The sequence below is a fragment of the Streptomyces sp. NPDC004610 genome, from assembly GCF_040609715.1.
GTDB lineage: Bacteria > Actinomycetota > Actinomycetes > Streptomycetales > Streptomycetaceae > Streptomyces.
This window is the reverse complement of the sequence record NZ_JBEXLA010000004.1, coordinates 47,829-66,086: the sequence shown is the minus strand read 5'-3', so window position 1 is coordinate 66,086 and position 18,258 is coordinate 47,829. Positions and strand designations below refer to the sequence as shown.

Here is an 18,258-nt window from a genome sequence, read left to right as displayed (position 1 = left end):
TCAGGAGCGTACGCAGTGAATGCGATGATGTCACCAGTGGAGCCGGGGTTCACCCCTTACCGGCACCCTTACCGCTCACCGCCCTCCGGTTCGCGGCCCCGGAAGCGGCGGCGTTCGGCGCCGGGCCGGGGGGCAGGGGCGGGAGCGTCGGCGAGGCGTACGACGGGGTCGTCGGGGCCCTCGCGCCCGGCGACGACCGGTTGCGCCGCGCGCTCCGCCTTGGCCCGGTACTGGGCGGCGTCCGCGAGCCGGAACAGCCGGCGGGCGGAGCGGACCGGGCCGATCGCGTCCTGCGTGGACGCCACCCCGCAGGCGACCCCTTCCCCCAGATCGAGTTCGGCGGCGCGGCGGCACAGCTCATCGGCGACCTTCACCACGTCGTCGGCCGGGGGGCCGACCGCGAGCAGACAGAACTCGTCCCCGCCGAGCCGGGCGGCGAGGGCGCCGGGGAGCATCGCCCCGCACAGCGACAGCACCGACCCGAACCGCTCCAGCAGCCGGTCGCCCACCGCGTGCCCCTGGGTGTCGTTGACGCGCTTGAGCCCATTGAGGTCGCAGACGACCAGGCTGACGACGGTGGCGTCCCGGCGATGGCGCTCGACGGCCTCGTCCAGCCGCAGATCGACACAGCGGCGGTTGGCGAGCCCGGTGAGCGAGTCGGTGAACGCCAGTCTGCGGGCCTCCTCCAGCCGCTCGGTCTGCGCGATCCCGGCGGCCACGACGGAGGCGAGCACGGTGGCGAACTCCGCGTCCGCCCGGTCGAACACGGGTGCGCCGACCGGGCGGGCGACATACAGCTCGCCCCAGGCCCGGCCGTGCAGGACGAGGGGGGCGACGACGCAGGAGCCGCGGCCCCGGCGGCGCAGGGCGGCGACGCGCTGGTGGACGTAGCCGGGGCGGCCGGTGGCGGGGCCGTCGGCGGTCTCCACCCAGGCGTGCGGGGCGCCTCCGCCGGCCCAGCGTTCGTGCAGGAACTCGGTGATCTCCGGGAACTGGTGGACGGGGTACGCCTCGGCGTCCGGGAACTCCTCCTCGTCCGGCGCGAGGTCGTCTCCGACGTTGACCAGGACGCGGAGGCGGCCGAGTTCGCGCTCCCATATCGACAGGGCGGCGAAGCTGCCGCGCAGGGCTTGGCGCGCGCGGGTGGCTGCCGCCCGGTACGCGTCTCTCGGGGTGCCGGCCGCGGCCATGGCCTGCGCCAGGGCAACGATGCCGACGAGCCGGGTGTCCTCTGCCATTCATCCAGGTTAGGGATGAGTGGGGGGAATGCGAGGTGGGGGGTGGTTGATGTGCATTGCCGGGTGCGGGTGTGTGGGGGCTGGTCGCGCAGTTCCCCGCGCCCCTAAAAGCAGGGCGCTGCCCTGCTCCGCTTTGTTCCGCGCCGCCCAGCCACCTCGCCGCCCCAGCGTCCTCCGCCTCCCCCCTAGCCGCGGGCAGTCGTGCCGCAGGGCGGCACGGGTGGGCGCGGCGGCACCCCGCCAACGCGGTGAGTGACACCCCCTGCGCCCGCCTCCCCGGCGGCACCCGCCAACGCCATGAGTGACACGCCCCAACCCCGCTTCCCCGGCGGCAGCCCCCTCACTCCCCCGGCCACACCGGCCTCCGTTTCTCCGTGAACGCCGCGACCCCCTCCGCGCGGTCCCCCGAGACCGCCACCGTGTGCCACGCCGCGTCCTCCACCTCCAGCCCGGACCGGAGGTCCAGCCCGTGTCCCACCCGCAGCGCCCGCTTCGCCGCCCGCAACCCCACGGGAGAGTTCGCGGCGATCCGCGACGCCAGCGCCAGCGCCTCCTCCCGGTCCCGTCCCTCCTCCACCAGCACATCCACCAGCCCCAGCTCCCGCGCCTCCACCGCCTCCACCCGCCGCGCCGTGAAGATCAGCTCCGCCGCCCGCGCCGCCCCCACCCGCCGCGGCAGCAACTGCGTACCGCCGCCCCCCGGAATCACCCCCACCGACACCTCCGGCAGCCCCACCACCGCCGTCCCGTCGGCCACGATCACATCGCAGGACAGCGCCAGTTCGAAACCGCCGCCCAGCGCGAACCCGTGCACCGCCGCCACCGTCGGCATCGGCAGCTCCAGCACCCCCGTGTACGCCCCGCGCGACACCGGCCGCCGCCGCACCAGCTCGGCGTCGCTCAGCCCGTTCCGCTCCTTGAGGTCCGCCCCGACACAGAACGCCCGTTCGTGCGTCGAGGTCAGCACCACGGCCCGTACGTCCCGGTCCGCCCCCAGCGCCGCGCAGGCCGCCGCTAGGGACAGCGCCAGGTCGTGGGACATCGCGTTCATCGCCCGTGGCCGGTCGAGCACCAGCTCCGCCACATGGCCGTCGTCGTGCCGCCGCACCGCCACGAACTCCCCGAACCGCTCCTCGCCGCCCATGACACCCTCCGGTTAACGCGGGTTAACTCCAACGCCCCGATCATCGCAGCCGGGCCCGGCCGGGGAAAGACCCGCCCGCCCCGCGCGACAGCGCCCCGCACCCCGTTCGGGTGACATCCCACCGGACCCGCGCCCCCTCACCCGGACGAGCCCATAGCGTGCGCACCGCCATACCGGGGAGGGGACCCATGACGGACACGACGGCCATGCCCGAAAAGCGGGCGGACACATCCACAGGAACCCGTACAACCCCGCGGTTCTGGCCCCTGTCCCCCGGCGGACGGCACCGCCGCCCCCGCCCGCGCGGCATCCTCGTCGCCGTCACCGGACTGGCGCTCGCGATCGGCGCGCTGAGCCTCGTACCGGCCGACGACGGGAGCGGGAGCGGTGGGGTGCGGGCCGGTCAGGCGGGGCCCGGGGCCGCGGCTGCGGTCCGGCCGGACACCCGGCGGGAAACCCGGGAGGCCCGTCCGGGTCCGGCGGCCTCCGGATCCTCCGCCGGGTCCCGTCAGCCAGGCGCCCCACCCGCCTCCGAGAGCGTCACCGGAGAGGCCGCGAAAAGCCCCTCCGCCGCACCACCCCGCGACGACAGCATCCCCACCCCCACGACAACACCCTCACCGGCACCCACCCCCACCCCCCAGCCGTCCCGCCCGGCGCCCGCCCCGAGCAGCACCCCGCCCCCGTCACAGCCCCCGGACGACGACAACGGAACCGCCGACCCCGGCCTCTGCCTCCCGCTGCTGAACCTCTGCCTGGGCGGCCTCCTCGGCGGCTGACGCCGACCGGAGGCTAGGACCCGCTCCCCCGCCGCGTCAGCAGCCAGGGTTCGACCACACCGAGGCCGCGCACCGGGCGCTGCCACATCGGCTGGAGGGCGAAGCGGTACGAGGGCGGCTCCTCGCCCTCCTTCTCCGCGGCGGCGGCCCGTTCGGCGGCCTCGGACTCGGAGGCCGGGGCCTCGCCCGCGCGGGTGAGTTCCTCGGCGAAGGCGGAGTCGACCAGAACGGCGTCCCGGGGCGCTATCGAGGTCAGCCGGGAGGCCAGGTTGACCGTCGTACCGAAGACATCGCCCATGCGGGTGGTCACCGTGCCGAAGGCGATGCCGACGCGCAGTTCCGGCATGGTCTCGTCGCCGGACATGGTCTCGATCAGGCGCAGGGCGATCTCGGCGGCCACCCCGGAGTCGTCGGCCGCGTAGAGGACCTCGTCGCCGAGGGTCTTGATGAGCCGGCCGCCGTGCGCGGCCACCAGGTCGGCGGCGGTGGTCTCGAACGCCTCCACCAGCTCGCCGAGTTCCTCCTCCTCCAGACGGCGGGTGAGGCGGGTGAAGCCGACGAGGTCGGCGAAGCCGACGGCGAGCCGCCGGTCGACCATCTCCTGGTCGTCGGCGGCCTGCACCACCCGTCCGGTCGCCGCGGCGAGCTGGCGCCGCCAGACATAGACGAGGAACTCCTCCAGCTCGGGCAGGAGCAGTTCCATCAGGGGGTAGGTGACCTCGGTGCGGGTCATGCCGGGCTCGGGGGGCTCGGTCAGGCCCTCCAGGAAGGAATCGATCTGCCATTCGGCCAGCCGGGCGCTGGTCTGGCCGGTGGAGCGTGCCACCTGCACCGCCATCGCCTCGCTGAGCAGCCCCGCCTCCACCAGACCGGCGAGCCGCCGCAGGGCGAGGACATCGGCCTCGGTGAGCGCCCTGGCCTGCCCGATGTCGGCGAAGCCCATGGCCCGCCAGAAGCGCGAGGCCAGTTCCATGGAGACCCCGGCGCTGCGGGCCGCCTGGAAGGGGGTGTAGCGCCGCTCGGCGCCGAGGATGAGCTGCTCCAGCCGGAGCGCCAGGGGGTCGCCCCCGGGGTCGGTGCCGTCGGGCGCTGGGTTACGACCCATGCCGGAGCCCGTGTCGTCGACGGTCACGCCTGCTGCCCTTCCGATCTGCCGCGGTCAGGATCGACCGGCCACAACTTTACGGTAGCTGTGGGCCAGGTCACTCCGTTGGTTGAGGTGACGCCATCGTGCCGCCTCCGGCGCCGCGGCGGACGCCGGTGTCACCCCTTCTGTCCGGACCGGCACGGAAAAGTGCCCGTTCACACCAGGTTTCGGCCACATCGGGCCCCGCGCACCCCCCACCCGCACCCGCACAGCGGCCCCACAGTGACCTCAGGGCGACCTCAGGGCGACCTCACGGCGGTCTCACAGGGGCCTCAGATGGACGACGTCCCCCGCCCCGACCGGTTCCTGCACGCCCTCCCCGGTGGCGATCACCAGCCGTCCGTCACCGTCGATCGCCACGGCCTCCCCGGTGATGGACCGGTCGCCGGGGAGTTCGGCGCGGACGGTGCGGCCGAGGGTGGCGCAGCCGGCCGCGTAGGTCTCCTGGAGGCCGCTGGCCACCGGGTCGCCGCCGGCCGCCAGCCAGCGCCGGTACCAGTCCTCCAGGGACCGCAGGACCGCTCTGACCAGCGGGTCCCGGTCGGTGGTGACGGCTCCGGCCAGCGCCAGGGAGGCGGCGGTGGGCACCGGCAGCTCGTCCTCGCGCAGGGTGACGTTGATCCCGGCGCCGATGACGACCGCGCCCTCCCCGACGCGCTCCAGGAGAATGCCGCCCGCCTTGCGCTCCTCGCCGCCGACGGTGACCAGGAGGTCGTTGGGCCACTTGAGTGCCGTGTCGACACCGGCCGTGCGGGACAGGGCGGTGGCCACGGCAACCCCGGTCAGCAGCGGGAGCCAGCCCCAGCGGGCGACCGGGACACCGGTGGGCTCCAGCAGCACCGACAGGAACAGGCCCGAGCGGGGCGGCGCGGTCCACTGCCGGTCCAGCCGCCCGCGCGCCGCGGTCTGCTCCTCGGCGATCAGTACGGTGCCGTCCGCCGCCTCGCCGGCCCTGGCGCGGGCGACCAGGTCGGAGTTGGTGGACCCGGTGCGCTGCACCACCTCCAGCGCGCGCCAGAGCCCGCCCTCGCGCAGCAGGGCCCGGCGCAGGGCCGTGGGGTTCAGGGGCGGCCGGTCCAGATCGGACCAGCGGCCGGCCGGGGCGTCCGGCGCGTCATCGTCTCGCGGCGTCATACCGGCCACCCTAGGACGGGCGCGGCACCCCAGGACGGGCGCGGCGCATACCGGCGGGCGACCGGCACCCGCTGTGATCCGCAAGGCACGCCGGGTGTGGGAAACGCCGCACTGCCGATCGCAGGGGCCAGCACTACTCTACGGATGAGTAACAGTCCCCCCTTTTGAGCAGGCAGGGAGCCGCATCCCGATGTCCGAGCCGGAAGTGATCGACACGCACACCACCGCGGGCAAGCTCGCGGATCTCCAGCGCCGCGTCCAGGAGGCGACGCACGCCGGTTCGGAGCGCGCGGTCGAGAAGCAGCACGCCAAGGGAAAACTGACGGCCCGTGAGCGGATCGGTCTGCTGCTGGACGAGGGGTCCTTCGTCGAGCTGGACGAGTTCGCCCGGCACCGCTCCACCAATTTCGGCCTGGAGCACAACCGCCCGTACGGGGACGGTGTGGTGACCGGCTACGGCACGGTCGACGGGCGGCCGGTGGCCGTCTTCTCGCAGGACTTCACGGTCTTCGGCGGGGCGCTCGGCGAGGTCTACGGCCAGAAGATCGTCAAGGTGATGGACTTCGCGCTGAAGACCGGCTGCCCGGTCATCGGCATCAACGACTCCGGCGGCGCCCGCATCCAGGAGGGCGTGGCCTCGCTCGGCGCGTACGGCGAGATCTTCCGCCGCAACACCCATGCCTCCGGGGTGATCCCGCAGATCAGCCTGGTCGTCGGCCCCTGCGCGGGCGGCGCGGTGTACTCCCCGGCGATCACCGACTTCACCGTCATGATCGACCAGACCTCGCACATGTTCATCACCGGCCCGGACGTCATCAAGACGGTGACCGGCGAGGATGTCGGCTTCGAGGAACTGGGCGGCGCCCGCACCCACAACTCCGTCTCCGGTGTGGCCCACCACATGGCCGGCGACGAGAAGGACGCCATCGAGTACGTCAAGCAACTGCTGTCGTATCTGCCGTCCAACAATCTCTCCGAGCCGCCCGCGTTCCCGGAGGAGGCGGACCTCGCCCGCACCGACGAGGACGCCGAGCTGGACACCATCGTCCCGGACAGCGCCAACCAGCCGTACGACATGCACACGGTGATCGAGCACGTCCTGGACGACGCCGAGTTCTTCGAGACGCAGTCCCTGTTCGCGCCGAACATCCTGACCGGCTTCGGCCGGGTCGAGGGGCGCCCGGTGGGGATCGTCGCCAATCAGCCGATGCAGTTCGCGGGCTGTCTGGACATCGCGGCCAGCGAGAAGGCGGCCCGCTTCGTCCGCACCTGCGACGCCTTCAACGTCCCCGTCCTCACCTTCGTCGACGTCCCCGGCTTCCTGCCCGGCGTCGACCAGGAGCACGACGGCATCATCCGCCGCGGCGCCAAGCTGATCTACGCCTACGCCGAGGCGACGGTCCCGCTGATCACCGTCATCACCCGCAAGGCGTTCGGCGGCGCCTACGACGTCATGGGCTCCAAGCACCTCGGCGCCGATCTCAACCTGGCCTGGCCCACCGCCCAGATCGCGGTGATGGGCGCCCAGGGCGCGGTCAACATCCTGCACCGCCGCACGATCGCCGAGGCGGCGGACCCGGAGGCCACCCGGGCCCGGGTCATCCAGGAGTACGAGGACACCCTCCTCAACCCGTACATCGCGGCCGAGCGCGGCTACATCGACGCGGTGATCATGCCGTCCGACACCCGCGGCCATGTCGTCCGGGGTCTGCGTCAGCTCCGTACGAAACGGGAATCCCTGCCTCCGAAGAAGCACGGCAACATCCCCCTCTAGGAGCCCCAGGAGCCTCGCATGATGTCGATCAAGGTCATAAGGGGCAACCCCACCCCCGAGGAACTCGCGGCGGCGGTGGCGGTGGTCCGAGCAAGAACGGCAGCCGCAGACCCCACCCCGGACCCCCCGACCCCCCGGGCCTCCTGGTCGGACCCGTCCCGCATCGCCACGGGAAGGGTCCCCCACCCCGGCCCCACGTCATGGCCCCGCACGTATTGGCCGACCTGAGCCCCCGTTTTTAGGGGCGCGGGGAACTGCGCGACCAGCCACACACAACCCGCACCCGCCACACCACCGATGGCCCCCCGCCGCTCCCGCGCAGATAACGGGGGGCACCAACTTGAGTACGCATACTCAGGCACCCCACCCCGGCCAAGCCCCACGCTAGTGGCATGCTGTGGTCCGACCCCGAGAACAAACCCCCCAAGGAACTCCGCGAAACGCAGGAGATGCTCCGGCGGCTCGGGGTCCTCATGGCCCTGGCCATGGTCCTGGCGATGATCGTGATCGGCCTCGGCTGAGCCGGGGAGGGGCGCCACGTAATCTGACCGCATGACCGACCACACGGCCGCCGCCCCCCGCAGGCTGATCCTCGCCTCCCAGTCCCCCGCCCGGCTCAATCTGCTCCGGCAGGCCGGTCTCGCGCCGCAGGTGATCGTCAGCGGCGTCGACGAGGACGCCGTCACCGCCCCCACCCCCGCCGAGCTGGCCCTCGCCCTCGCCGAGGCCAAGGCGTCCGTGGTGGCCGCCCGTCCGGAGGCGAAGGACGCCCTCGTGATCGGCTGTGACTCGGTGCTGGACCTGGACGGCCGGGCCCTCGGCAAGCCCGCCGACGCCGAGGAGGCCACGGCCCGCTGGAAGGCGATGCGGGGCCGCGCCGGGACCCTCCAGACCGGTCACTGCGTCTACGACACCGGCACCGGCCGCTACGCCTCCGGCACGGCCTCCACGGTGGTCCGCTTCGGTACGCCCACCGACGCCGAGATCGCCGCGTACGTGGCCTCCGGGGAGCCGCTGCACGTCGCCGGGGCGTTCACCCTGGACGGCCGTTCGGCGCCGTTCATCGAGGGCATCGACGGCGACCACGGCAATGTGATCGGCATCAGCATGCCCCTGGTCCGCCGGCTGCTCGCGCAACTGGGCGTCGGGATCACGGAGTTGTGGGCGCCGCGGGAGAGCTGACCCGCTCCCCCGTGCCGCGCGGCGGCGGGCCGTCGTGGGTCATCAGCAGCAGCACGATCAGGGCGAGCACCAGCACCATGAAGAGGAACGCGGGCCACCCGACCAGCCCCCAGAGGACCGCGCCCAGCAGGGCGTGCACCACGGCCGCGCCGATCAGCACCCCCCGGCCCACCCCGGCCGGGGCCCGGTCGCGCAGGGCGACGCGCAGGGCGATCAGCGCACACAGGGCGCAGTAGAGCCCGAAGGCGACTCCGCCGGTCTTCGAGGACACCGCCATAAGGTGCGGGTCCAGCCCGGCCAGGGACATCTCCTGACGGTCGACCACCATCCCGAGGAACCAGTTGAGCGCCGCGACCCCGAGCGCCTCGGCGAACAGCACCACCGCCACGACCCAGGCCACCGGTCTGCGTATCACCGGCCCCCACCCCCTCTCCGTTACCGCGAGTACCTCCGGGACAGCGCGAAGGCTACTAACGGGTAAACCATGGGACAAGGGTTCTGCGGACCGCAAAGAATCGTTGGGCCATTAGTAGGGACTCCACAAAGAAACCCAGTGGCCCGCAGCACGTGATGACAGAGACCTTGACCACAGAGGGGGGCTAGGGTTTTACGGACGGTCCCTGCGTACCACGGTGCGACAAGGGCTTTCGCGGGTGGAGCGAGCCTCGTATCACGCTCCGTGTGGGCAAGCTCACCATTGGGGACGGGTCGAAGTGTCGTGTCGGCTGTCCCTAAACTCGGCTTGTTTCAAGGAGGGAGCCTCAATCGTGCGCAAGGTGCTCATCGCCAACCGTGGCGAAATCGCTGTCCGTGTGGCCCGAGCCTGCCGGGACTCAGGGATCGCGAGCGTGGCCGTCTACGCGGATCCGGACCGGGACGCGCTCCATGTCCGCGCCGCCGATGAGGCATTCGCCCTGGGTGGTGACACCCCCGCCACCAGCTATCTCGACATCGAGAAGGTGCTGGCCGCCGCCCGCGAATCCGGCGCCGACGCCATCCACCCGGGCTACGGCTTCCTCTCGGAGAACGCCGAGTTCGCCCAGGCCGTGCTGGACGCCGGGCTGACCTGGATCGGCCCGCCCCCGCACGCGATCCGCGACCTCGGTGACAAGGTCGCCGCCCGCCATATCGCCCAGCGCGCCGGCGCCCCCCTGGTCGCCGGTACGCCGGACCCGGTCTCCGGTGCGGACGAGGTCGTCGCCTTCGCCCGGGAGAACGGACTGCCGATCGCGATCAAGGCCGCCTTCGGCGGCGGCGGACGCGGTCTGAAGGTCGCCCGGACGCTGGAGGAGGTCCCGGAGCTGTACGACTCGGCGGTGCGTGAGGCGGTCGCGGCGTTCGGGCGGGGCGAGTGCTTCGTCGAGCGCTATCTCGACCACCCCCGGCATGTCGAGACCCAGTGCCTGGCCGACACCCACGGCAATGTCGTGGTCGTCTCCACCCGGGACTGCTCGCTCCAGCGCCGCCATCAGAAGCTGGTAGAGGAGGCCCCCGCCCCGTTCCTGTCGGACGCCCAGGTCGAGCAGTTGTACTCGGCGTCGAAGGCGATCCTGAAGGAGGCCGGCTATGTCGGCGCCGGGACGGTGGAGTTCCTGGTCGGCAACGACGGCACGATCTCCTTCCTGGAGGTCAACACCCGCCTCCAGGTCGAGCACCCGGTCACCGAGGAGGTCGCGGGCATCGACCTGGTGCGCGAGATGTTCCGGATCGCCGACGGCGAGGAACTCGGCTACGGCGACCCGGTGCTGCGCGGCCACTCCTTCGAGTTCCGGATCAACGGCGAGGACCCGGGCCGGGGCTTCCTGCCCGCGCCGGGCACGGTCACCCGGTTCGACGCGCCCACCGGTCCCGGCGTCCGGCTGGACGCGGGGGTCGAGTCGGGGTCGGTGATCGGCCCGGCCTGGGACTCCCTGCTGGCCAAGCTGATCGTCACCGGCGCCACCCGGGAGCAGGCCCTCCAGCGGGCCGCCCGCGCGCTGGCCGAGTTCCAGGTCGAGGGCATGGCCACGGCCATCCCGTTCCACCGCAAGGTGGTCAGCGACCCGGCGTTCGCGCCCGAGCTGACCGGCTCGGCCGACCCGTTCACGGTCCACACCCGCTGGATCGAGACCGAGTTCGTCAATGACATCGCGCCCTTCACCGCCGCGGCCGACACCGACACCGACGAGGACACCAGCCGCGAGACGGTGGTCGTCGAGGTCGGCGGCAAGCGCCTGGAGGTCTCCCTCCCGGCGTCCCTGGGCATGTCCCTGGCCCGTACGGGGCTGGCGGCGGGCGCCAAGCCGAAGCGGCGGGCGGCGCGCAAGTCCGGCCCCGTCGCCTCCGGCGACACCCTCGCCTCCCCGATGCAGGGCACCATCGTCAAGGTGGCCGTCGAGGAGGGCCAGGAGGTGAAGGAGGGCGACCTGGTCGTCGTCCTGGAGGCGATGAAGATGGAGCAGCCGCTGAACGCCCATAAGTCGGGCACCATCAAGGGCCTGTCGGCGGAGGTCGGCAACTCGCTGACCTCGGGCGCGACGATCTGCGAGATCAAGGACTGACACCCGCGGCACAAGCGGTGGGAAGGGGTCGGCCGACCGGCCGACCCCTTCCGTTTCTGTTTCTGTCTCCGTTTCCGTGGCTACCTGCGCCGCAGATCCGCCACCCGCGCCCGCTCCGCCCCCGGCGGCTGCTCGCCCAGCACGGCGGCGGGGCCGCGCAGGGAGGTGCCGCCCGGGACGCCCCGGCGGGGGCTCGGGAGGGGGACGTCGCGCATGTCCCGGCGGGACTGGCGGGCCGGTGCGGGGGTGTCACCCCCGGCGTTTCCCGACGGGCCGCCCGTGGCACCGGCTACGGCGATCTGGACGCCCTGGTCGGCGAGGGCCTGCAATTCGGTGGCCGCCCGGTCGTCATGGGCCGGGGGCTCGTCGGTGACCAGCCGGGTGATGACATCCGTGGGGACGGTCTGGAACATGGTGTCGGTGCCGAGCTTGGTGTGGTCGGCGAGGACCACGACCTCGGCGGCGGCCTGCACCAGGGCCCGGTCGACGGAGGCGGAGAGCATATTGGAGGTGGAGAGCCCGCGTTCGGCGGTGAGCCCGCTGCCGGAGAGGAAGGCACGGGATACCCGCAGGCCCTGGAGCGACTGTTCGGCGCCGGAGCCGACGAGGGCGTAGTTGGAGCCCCTGAGCGTGCCGCCGGTCATGACGACCTCGACCCGGTTGGCATGGGCCAGCGCCTGGGCGACCAGCAGGGAGTTGGTGACGACGGTGAGTCCGGGGACCCGGGCGAGCCGGCGGGCCAGCTCCTGGGTGGTGGTCCCGGCCCCGACCACGATCGCCTCGCCTTCCTCGACCAGGCCCGCGGCGAGATCGGCGATGGCCGTCTTCTCCGCGGTGGCGAGATGGGATTTCTGTGGAAAGCCGGATTCCCGGGTGAATCCGCCCGGCAGTACCGCACCGCCGTGCCGGCGGTCGAGGAGTCCTTCTGCCTCCAGTGCGCGCACGTCCCGCCGTACGGTCACTTCGGAGGTCTGGACGACGCGGGCCAGCTCACGGAGCGATACCGCTCCGTTCGCTCGCACCATTTCGAGGATCAATTGACGACGTTCTGCAGCGAACACGAAACTGACAGTAACGCCAACGTCCATCTGCTTTCAGCTGTTTGCGGTGAATAGCAGAAGATGTTCGCACGCGACCACTGGAAGTGGTATAGGGGTCGAAACCCGGTGATGATGCCGGGCGCACGGTCGGGACATCGGGCCAACTCCCGGCGCCCGGCGGGGAGTCGGGCCCGCCGTCAGCCCTCGCCGCTCGTCTTGCGGGTGTGCAGCTGCCGGGCCACCTCGGCGATCGACCCCGACAGGGAGGGGTAGACGGTGAACGCGTTCGCGATCTGTTCGACCGTCAGATTGTTGTCGACGGCGATCGAGATGGGGTGGATCAGTTCCGAGGCGCGCGGCGAGACGACCACCCCGCCGACCACGATGCCGGTACCGGGACGGCAGAACAGCTTGACGAAGCCGTCCCGGATGCCCTGCATCTTGGCGCGCGGATTGCGCAGCAGCGGCAGCTTGACGGCGACGGCCTCGATCTTCCCGCCGTCCACATCCGCCTGGGTGTAGCCGACGGTGGCGATCTCCGGGTCGGTGAAGACATTGGAGGAGACGGCCTTGAGGTTGAGCGGCGTCACCGCGTCGCCGAGGAAGTGGTACATGGCGATGCGGCCCTGCATGGCGGCGACCGAGGCGAGGGCGAAGATCCCGGTGACATCACCGGCGGCGTAGACGCCCGGCGCGGTGGTGCGGGACACCTTGTCGGTCCAGATGTGCCCCGACTCGGTGAGCTTGACGCCGGCTTCCTCCAGGCCCATGCCCGCGGAGTTGGGGATGGCGCCGACCGCCATCAGACAGTGCGAGCCCTCGATGACCCGGCCGTCGGCGAGGGCGACCTCGACCCGGTCGCCGACCCGCTTGGCGGAGGCGGCGCGGGAGCGGGCCATCACATTCATCCCCCGGCGCCGGAACACGTCCTCCAGGACGGCGGCGGCGTCCGGGTCCTCGCCGGGGAGCACCCGGTCGCGGGAGGAGACCAGGGTGACCTCGGAGCCGAGCGCCTGGTAGGCACCGGCGAACTCGGCGCCGGTGACACCGGAGCCGACCACGATCAGTTCGCTCGGCAGTTCGGTCAGGTCGTAGACCTGGGTCCAGTTCAGGATCCGCTCACCGTCCGGCTGGGCGTCGGGCAGCTCGCGCGGGTGACCGCCGGTGGCGATCAGCACGGCGTCCGCGGTGAGCGTCTCCTCGGTGCCGTCGGCGGCCCGGACCACGACCTTGCGGGAGCCGTCGAGGGACTGCATGCCCTCCAGCCGGCCGCGCCCGCGCAGCACCCGGGCGCCCGCGCGGGTGACGGAGGCGGTGATGTCGTGCGACTGGGCGAGCGCGAGGCGCTTCACCCGCCGGTTGACCTTGCCGAGGTCCACCCCGACGACCCGGGCGGCCTGGTCGATATGGGGGGTGTCATCGGCGACGATGATCCCCAGCTCCTCGTACGACGAGTCGAAGGTGGTCATCACCTCGGCCGTCGCGATGAGCGTCTTCGACGGCACGCAGTCGGTGAGCACCGACGCCCCGCCCAGACCGTCGCAGTCGACGACGGTCACCTCCGCGCCGAGCTGCGCGGCCACCAGCGCCGCTTCGTACCCGCCGGGTCCGCCACCGATGATCACGATCCGAGTCACGTCCCCCATTGTCCCGCACACCTCAGAGTGCCCGCGCCCCGGGGGCCTGTCGTCACATTCCGTCGCCGCCCGAAGGGCGGGCCCGCTGACACCACTGTGACGGGAGGGACTGCCGTTCCGGCTGCCGTACTCTCGTCGCATGTCGCTCTACGCCGCCTACGCGAGCAACCTCGAAGCGCGGCTGATGTCCCGCCGCGCCCCCCATTCCCCGCTGCGCGCCACCGGGTGGCTGAACGGCTGGCGGCTGACCTTCGGGGGCGAGCACCTCGGCTGGGAGGGCGCCATCGCGACCCTCGTCGAGGACCCCCTCGCCCAGGTCTTCGTGGCGCTGTACGACATGGCCCCGATGGACGAGGAGTCCCTGGACCGCTGGGAGGGGCTGGGCCTGGACCTCTACCGCCGGATCCGGGTCCGCGTCCACACCCTGGAGGGCGAGGAGCAGGCGTGGACGTACGTCCTGAACGCCTACGAGGGCGGTCTGCCCTCGGCCCGCTATCTGGGCGAGATCGCCGACGCGGCGGAATCGGCGGGCGCCCCGCACGACTATGTGATGGAACTGCGCAAGCGCCCGTGCTGACCCCGGCGCCCCCCGCGCCGCCCTCATATGCCGTTCATGGGAAACGACCGTTCATGGGAAACGACAAGGCAACGATCCCAGAACCGTGAGGTCCGTCATCTACGCGCGTAGGCCGTGACCGGCTACCCTCATGCGCGTGAACGCATCTCTTCTTCCGGACGACCTCCAGGGCGACCCCTACAGCGCCGCCGACGCCGCCGCCGCGCGCGTGCGCGCACTGACCGGCGCCGAGTCCCACGACGTCGCCCTCGTGATGGGCTCCGGCTGGGCCCTGGCCGTGGACGCGCTGGGCGCGGCCGAGGCCGAGTTCCCGGTCACCGAGCTGCCCGGGTTCCCGCCGCCCGCGGTCGCCGGCCACGGCGGCACCGTCCGCTCCTACGCCGTCGGGGACAAGCGCGCCCTGGTCTTCCTGGGCCGCACCCACTACTACGAGGGCCGCGGGGTGGCCGCCGTCGCGCACGGGGTGCGCACCGCGGTGGCCGCCGGCTGCAAGACCGTCGTCCTCACCAACGGCTGCGGCGGGCTGCGCGAGGGCATGCGCCCCGGTCAGCCGGTGCTGATCAGCGACCACATCAACCTCACCGCCACCTCCCCCATCGTCGGCGCCAACTTCGTCGACCTCACCGACCTCTACTCGCCCCGGCTGCGCGCCCTGTGCAAGGAGATCGACCCGTCCCTCGAAGAGGGCGTCTACGCACAGTTCCCCGGCCCGCACTACGAGACCCCGGCCGAGATCCGGATGGCCCGGGTGATCGGCGCGGACCTGGTCGGCATGTCGACCGTGCTGGAGGCCATCGCGGCGCGGGAGGCGGGCGCCGAGGTGCTGGGCATCTCCCTGGTGACCAATCTCGCCGCGGGCATGACCGGCGAACCGCTGAACCACGAGGAGGTCCTCCAGGCGGGCCGCGACTCGGCCGCGCGGATGGGCGCGCTGCTGACGCGGGTCCTCGGCAGGATCTGACCGGCGCCCCGACCGGAACCCGATCAGAAGCCCGATCGGAAACCTGATCGGAAGCCCGATCGGAGTCCGGCCAGAAGCACGATCAGAGCCCGATCAGAACCCGCCCAGAAACCCGGCCCGACCAGTAACCCGATCAGAACCCGATCCGGACCCGGCTCCGGACGACGAGAGGCTGAGCGAGCGTGCACGACGATCTCCTGGCACGGGCCGAGGCATGGCTCGCCGAGGACCCCGACCCCGACACCCGCGCGGAACTGGCCGCGCTGCTCGCCGCCGGGGACCGGGCGGCGCTGGCCGACCGGTTCTCCGGCACCCTCCAGTTCGGCACCGCCGGGCTCCGCGGTGAGCTGGGCGCGGGGCCGATGCGGATGAACCGCGCGGTGGTGATCCGCGCCGCCGCCGGACTCGCCGCCTATCTGCGCGGGCAGGGGCACGGGGACGGCCTCGTCGTCATCGGCTACGACGCCCGCTACAAGTCGGCCGACTTCGCCCGGGACACCGCCGCCGTCATGACCGGCGCGGGCCTCAGGGCCGCCGTCCTGCCCCGCCCGCTGCCCACCCCGGTGCTCGCCTTCGCCGTCCGGCACCTGGGCGCGGTCGCGGGCGTGGAGGTCACCGCCAGCCACAACCCGCCCCAGGACAACGGCTACAAGGTGTACCTGGGCGAGGGCTCGCAGATCGTGCCCCCGGCGGACGCGGACATCGCCGCCGAGATCGAGGCGGTCGCCGCCCTGGCCGACGTACCGCGCCCCGAGGGCGGGTGGGAGACGCTGGACGACTCGGTGCTGGAGGCGTATCTCGCGCGGACCGGCGCGGTGCTCGCGCCCGGGTCGGCGCGGACCGCCCGGACCGTCTACACGGCGATGCACGGGGTGGGCCGGGACACACTGCTGGCCGCGTTCGCCCGTGCCGGGTTCCCGGCGCCGGTGCTGGTCACCGAGCAGGCCGACCCCGACCCGGCGTTCCCCACCGTCGCGTTCCCCAACCCGGAGGAGCCGGGCGCGATGGACCTGGCCTTCGCGCAGGCCCGCGCCGCCCGCCCCGATCTCGTCATCGCCAACGACCCGGACGCCGACCGCTGCGCGGTGGCCGTACCGGACGGCCCGGACACCTGGCGGATGCTGCGCGGCGACGAGGTGGGCGCGCTGCTCGCCGCCCATCTGGTCCGGCGCGGCGCGCGCGGCACGTTCGCCGAGTCGATCGTCTCCTCCTCCCTCCTCGGCCGCATCGCCGAGAAGGCCGGACTCCGCTACGAGGAGACCCTCACCGGCTTCAAGTGGATCGCCCGCGTCCAGGATCTGCGCTACGGCTACGAGGAGGCCCTCGGCTACTGCGTGGACCCCGAGGGCGTGCGCGACAAGGACGGCATCACGGCCGCGCTGCTGATCACCGAACTGGCGTCGGAGTTGAAGGAGAGCGGCCGTACGCTGCTCGACCTGCTGGACGACCTCGCGGTCGAGCACGGGCTGCACGCGACCGACCAGCTCTCGGTGCGGGTGCGGGATCTGTCGGTGATCGCGGACGCGATGCGCCGGCTGCGCGAGCACCCGCCGGCCGAACTCGCCGGACTGACGATCACCGCGGCGGAGGATCTGTCCAAGGGCACGGAGTCGCTGCCGCCGACGGACGGACTGCGGTACACCCTGGACGGCGCCCGGGTGATCGTCCGCCCGAGCGGTACCGAGCCCAAGCTGAAGTGCTATCTGGAGGTCGTGGAGCCGGTCGCCTCGCACGGGGAACTGGTGGCCGCGCGGGCGAGGGCGACGGAGCGGCTGGCCGCGCTGAAGCGGGATCTGGCAGCGGCGGCCGGTATCTGAGCGGTACCGGGGGGTCTCGGGGTCGGTTCAGGGGGTGGGGGGAGCTGGGGTTTCGGTGGGGGTGGGGTTTTCAGGGGTTTCGGGGGTCTCCGGGACCTCGGGGATTTCCGGGACCTCGGGGGGCTTCGACTCGGTGGGCGGGGTCTCGGTCGGGGTGGTGGGTTCCTCGGTGGTGGGCTCGGAGTCGGGGGGTGTCGCGGTCGGAGTGGGGGTGGAGGTCGGGGGCGGGGTCGGGGGCGGAGAGGGCTTGGCGGGGTCGACGGGGGTGAGGGTCCCCGGGGGTGTGGGGGTGGGCGTGGGGGCAGGCCGGTCGCCGCGCCCGGGACCGCCGGGACTCGCGGGGTTCACGTCCCCGTTGCCGCCCCCGTTCCCGTCCCGTACCGGCGTGTCGCTGCCCGCCCCCGGGCTGGCCGGGACCGTCGCGGTGCCGTCGGGGACGGTGTGCACGCCCCGCAGATAGAACTCCCGCCAGCCGAGCACCAGGGCGAGGTAGTCGCGCGAGTGGTTGTAGCTGAGGATCGCGCGCTCCAGCCCGGCCGCCGTGCCGAGGTCCCGGTCACCGGCGCAGAGGTAGTGCCCGGCGGCGAGGGCGGCGTCGAAGATGTTGTCGGGGTCGGAGATCCCGTCGCCGTTGCCGTCGGCGCCCCAGGTCTTCCAGGTGGTCGGCAGGAACTGCATCGGCCCGACGGCCCGGTCGTAGACGCTGTCGCCGTCCCAGGCGCCGCCCTCGCTGTCCGGGATCAGGGCGAAGCCGTCGCCGTCGAGGGCGGGCCCGGTGATCGGGGTGAGGGTGTCGCCGTCGGCGTCCACCGCGCCGCCGCCCGCGTGCCCGGACTCGACCTTGCCGATGGCCGCGAGCAGTTCCCAGCGCAGTCCGCAGGACGGATCGGTGCGGCCGGTGGACTCCTCGGCACCGCGGTAGGCGGCGAACACGGTGGCGGGCAGCCCGGCCTCGGCGGTGGCCCGCTCCCCGGCCGCCCGCTCCACAGGCGGCACGTCCTTCAGGGGCGGCACGTCCTTCAGGGGCGGGAGTTCGATGTGGTACGAGCCGTCGCCCTGGGACGGTACGCCGGGCAGCGGGGCGTCGGGGCCCGGGGATCCGACGGGCGCGCTCGCCCGGTCGTCCCGTGCGGCGGCCGGGTCGGCGCCGGTGGCTCCCGGTGCCTGGGAACCGGCGGTGAGCAGGGCCGCGGCGACGGTGGCGACCGTCGCGGCACAGGCGCCGCGCAGGCCGCGCCGGAGGGGTCTGGTCAGCGGAGGACGGGACATGGCGGCGGCAACTCCTTGC

The 18,258-nt window shown here is 72.9% G+C and carries 17 protein-coding genes; 9 read left to right on the top strand and 8 right to left on the bottom strand.

From position 1 onward, the window contains the following. Positions 1–68: 68 nt before the first annotated feature. Together ABZX40_RS05725 and ABZX40_RS05720 are read right to left on the bottom strand one after the other, a co-directional pair. Positions 69–1,238 carry a diguanylate cyclase gene (locus ABZX40_RS05725; RefSeq protein WP_355737668.1) on the bottom strand — a complete coding sequence of 390 codons (1,170 nt, stop codon included), beginning with the start codon at positions 1,236–1,238 and terminating at the stop codon, positions 69–71. A 340-nt stretch (positions 1,239–1,578) separates the two neighbouring features. Further along, positions 1,579–2,382: an enoyl-CoA hydratase-related protein gene (locus tag ABZX40_RS05720; protein WP_355737671.1), complete on the bottom strand. Its 804-nt coding sequence runs from the start codon at positions 2,380–2,382 to the stop codon at positions 1,579–1,581. A 188-nt stretch (positions 2,383–2,570) separates the two neighbouring features. Here ABZX40_RS05720 and ABZX40_RS05715 point away from each other — a divergent pair, with 188 nt between their 5' ends. Further along, positions 2,571–3,161: a hypothetical protein gene (locus ABZX40_RS05715; protein WP_355737674.1), complete on the top strand. Its 591-nt coding sequence runs from the start codon at positions 2,571–2,573 to the stop codon at positions 3,159–3,161. Positions 3,162–3,174: 13 nt separating this feature from the next. Here the strand turns inward: ABZX40_RS05715 and ABZX40_RS05710 are convergent, their stop codons facing one another. Together ABZX40_RS05710 and ABZX40_RS05705 are read right to left on the bottom strand one after the other, a co-directional pair. Next, a complete protein-coding gene (locus tag ABZX40_RS05710; RefSeq protein ID WP_355737677.1) occupies positions 3,175–4,293 on the bottom strand; it encodes an adenylate/guanylate cyclase domain-containing protein in 1,119 nt (372 codons plus the stop codon). Positions 4,294–4,569: 276 nt separating this feature from the next. Continuing rightward, positions 4,570–5,442 carry a biotin--[acetyl-CoA-carboxylase] ligase gene (locus tag ABZX40_RS05705; RefSeq protein ID WP_355737679.1) on the bottom strand — a complete coding sequence of 291 codons (873 nt, stop codon included), beginning with the start codon at positions 5,440–5,442 and terminating at the stop codon, positions 4,570–4,572. Between the two features lie 190 nt (positions 5,443–5,632). On the opposite strand from ABZX40_RS05705, the gene ABZX40_RS05700 reads away from it, so the two are divergent. The 4 genes from ABZX40_RS05700 (at position 5,633) to ABZX40_RS05685 (ending at position 8,398) form a co-directional block, all read left to right on the top strand. Continuing rightward, a complete protein-coding gene (locus ABZX40_RS05700; RefSeq protein WP_355737682.1) occupies positions 5,633–7,216 on the top strand; it encodes an acyl-CoA carboxylase subunit beta in 1,584 nt (527 codons plus the stop codon). 21 nt (positions 7,217–7,237) lie between these two features. Next, positions 7,238–7,444 carry an acyl-CoA carboxylase subunit epsilon gene (locus tag ABZX40_RS05695; RefSeq protein ID WP_355737871.1) on the top strand — a complete coding sequence of 69 codons (207 nt, stop codon included), beginning with the start codon at positions 7,238–7,240 and terminating at the stop codon, positions 7,442–7,444. A gap of 164 nt (positions 7,445–7,608) precedes the next feature. After that, a complete protein-coding gene (locus ABZX40_RS05690) occupies positions 7,609–7,737 on the top strand; it encodes a hypothetical protein (RefSeq protein ID WP_355737685.1) in 129 nt (42 codons plus the stop codon). 31 nt (positions 7,738–7,768) lie between these two features. Beyond that, complete coding sequence (locus ABZX40_RS05685; RefSeq protein ID WP_355737687.1) at positions 7,769–8,398, top strand: nucleoside triphosphate pyrophosphatase; 630 nt, start codon at positions 7,769–7,771, stop codon at positions 8,396–8,398. Here the strand turns inward: ABZX40_RS05685 and ABZX40_RS05680 are convergent. Beyond that, on the bottom strand, positions 8,367–8,813 hold the full coding sequence (locus tag ABZX40_RS05680; RefSeq protein ID WP_355737690.1) for a hypothetical protein: 447 nt from the start codon (positions 8,811–8,813) through the stop codon (positions 8,367–8,369). The genes ABZX40_RS05685 and ABZX40_RS05680 overlap by 32 nt on opposite strands. Positions 8,814–9,165: 352 nt before the next feature. Between ABZX40_RS05680 and ABZX40_RS05675 the strand changes: the two genes are divergently transcribed. Next, on the top strand, positions 9,166–10,938 hold the full coding sequence (locus ABZX40_RS05675) for a biotin carboxylase N-terminal domain-containing protein (RefSeq protein WP_355737692.1): 1,773 nt from the start codon (positions 9,166–9,168) through the stop codon (positions 10,936–10,938). 80 nt (positions 10,939–11,018) lie between these two features. Here the strand turns inward: ABZX40_RS05675 and ABZX40_RS05670 are convergent, their stop codons facing one another. Then, entirely contained in the window at positions 11,019–12,026 is a 1,008-nt protein-coding gene (locus tag ABZX40_RS05670) for a DeoR/GlpR family DNA-binding transcription regulator (RefSeq protein WP_355737695.1), read from the bottom strand. 149 nt (positions 12,027–12,175) lie between these two features. Then, positions 12,176–13,624, bottom strand: a complete 1,449-nt coding sequence (locus tag ABZX40_RS05665) for an NAD(P)H-quinone dehydrogenase (RefSeq protein WP_355737698.1) — start codon at positions 13,622–13,624, stop codon at positions 12,176–12,178. 130 nt (positions 13,625–13,754) lie between these two features. On the opposite strand from ABZX40_RS05665, the gene ABZX40_RS05660 reads away from it, so the two are divergent. The 3 genes from ABZX40_RS05660 (at position 13,755) to ABZX40_RS05650 (ending at position 16,970) form a co-directional block, all read left to right on the top strand. Next, positions 13,755–14,192, top strand: a complete 438-nt coding sequence (locus ABZX40_RS05660; protein ID WP_355737701.1) for a gamma-glutamylcyclotransferase — start codon at positions 13,755–13,757, stop codon at positions 14,190–14,192. Between the two features lie 136 nt (positions 14,193–14,328). Then, entirely contained in the window at positions 14,329–15,153 is an 825-nt protein-coding gene (locus ABZX40_RS05655) for a purine-nucleoside phosphorylase (RefSeq protein ID WP_355737704.1), read from the top strand. Between the two features lie 182 nt (positions 15,154–15,335). Further along, positions 15,336–16,970, top strand: coding sequence for a phospho-sugar mutase (locus ABZX40_RS05650; RefSeq protein WP_355737707.1), 1,635 nt, complete (start codon positions 15,336–15,338; stop codon positions 16,968–16,970). Between the two features lie 27 nt (positions 16,971–16,997). On the opposite strand, the gene ABZX40_RS05645 is transcribed toward ABZX40_RS05650, so the two are convergent. Then, on the bottom strand, positions 16,998–18,239 hold the full coding sequence (locus ABZX40_RS05645; protein WP_355737710.1) for a hypothetical protein: 1,242 nt from the start codon (positions 18,237–18,239) through the stop codon (positions 16,998–17,000). Positions 18,240–18,258: the final 19 nt, after the last annotated feature.

Coding starts and splice junctions, on each gene's coding strand:
- ABZX40_RS05725 (WP_355737668.1), bottom strand. CDS start 1,238: ATGGCAGAGGACACCCGGCTCGTCGGCATCGTTGCCCTGGCGCAGGCC.
- ABZX40_RS05720 (WP_355737671.1), bottom strand. CDS start 2,382: ATGGGCGGCGAGGAGCGGTTCGGGGAGTTCGTGGCGGTGCGGCGGCAC.
- ABZX40_RS05715 (WP_355737674.1), top strand. CDS start 2,571: ATGACGGACACGACGGCCATGCCCGAAAAGCGGGCGGACACATCCACA.
- ABZX40_RS05705 (WP_355737679.1), bottom strand. CDS start 5,442: ATGACGCCGCGAGACGATGACGCGCCGGACGCCCCGGCCGGCCGCTGG.
- ABZX40_RS05700 (WP_355737682.1), top strand. CDS start 5,633: ATGTCCGAGCCGGAAGTGATCGACACGCACACCACCGCGGGCAAGCTC.
- ABZX40_RS05695 (WP_355737871.1), top strand. CDS start 7,238: ATGTCGATCAAGGTCATAAGGGGCAACCCCACCCCCGAGGAACTCGCG.
- ABZX40_RS05690 (WP_355737685.1), top strand. CDS start 7,609: ATGCTGTGGTCCGACCCCGAGAACAAACCCCCCAAGGAACTCCGCGAA.
- ABZX40_RS05685 (WP_355737687.1), top strand. CDS start 7,769: ATGACCGACCACACGGCCGCCGCCCCCCGCAGGCTGATCCTCGCCTCC.
- ABZX40_RS05670 (WP_355737695.1), bottom strand. CDS start 12,026: ATGGACGTTGGCGTTACTGTCAGTTTCGTGTTCGCTGCAGAACGTCGT.
- ABZX40_RS05665 (WP_355737698.1), bottom strand. CDS start 13,624: ATGGGGGACGTGACTCGGATCGTGATCATCGGTGGCGGACCCGGCGGG.
- ABZX40_RS05660 (WP_355737701.1), top strand. CDS start 13,755: ATGTCGCTCTACGCCGCCTACGCGAGCAACCTCGAAGCGCGGCTGATG.
- ABZX40_RS05645 (WP_355737710.1), bottom strand. CDS start 18,239: ATGTCCCGTCCTCCGCTGACCAGACCCCTCCGGCGCGGCCTGCGCGGC.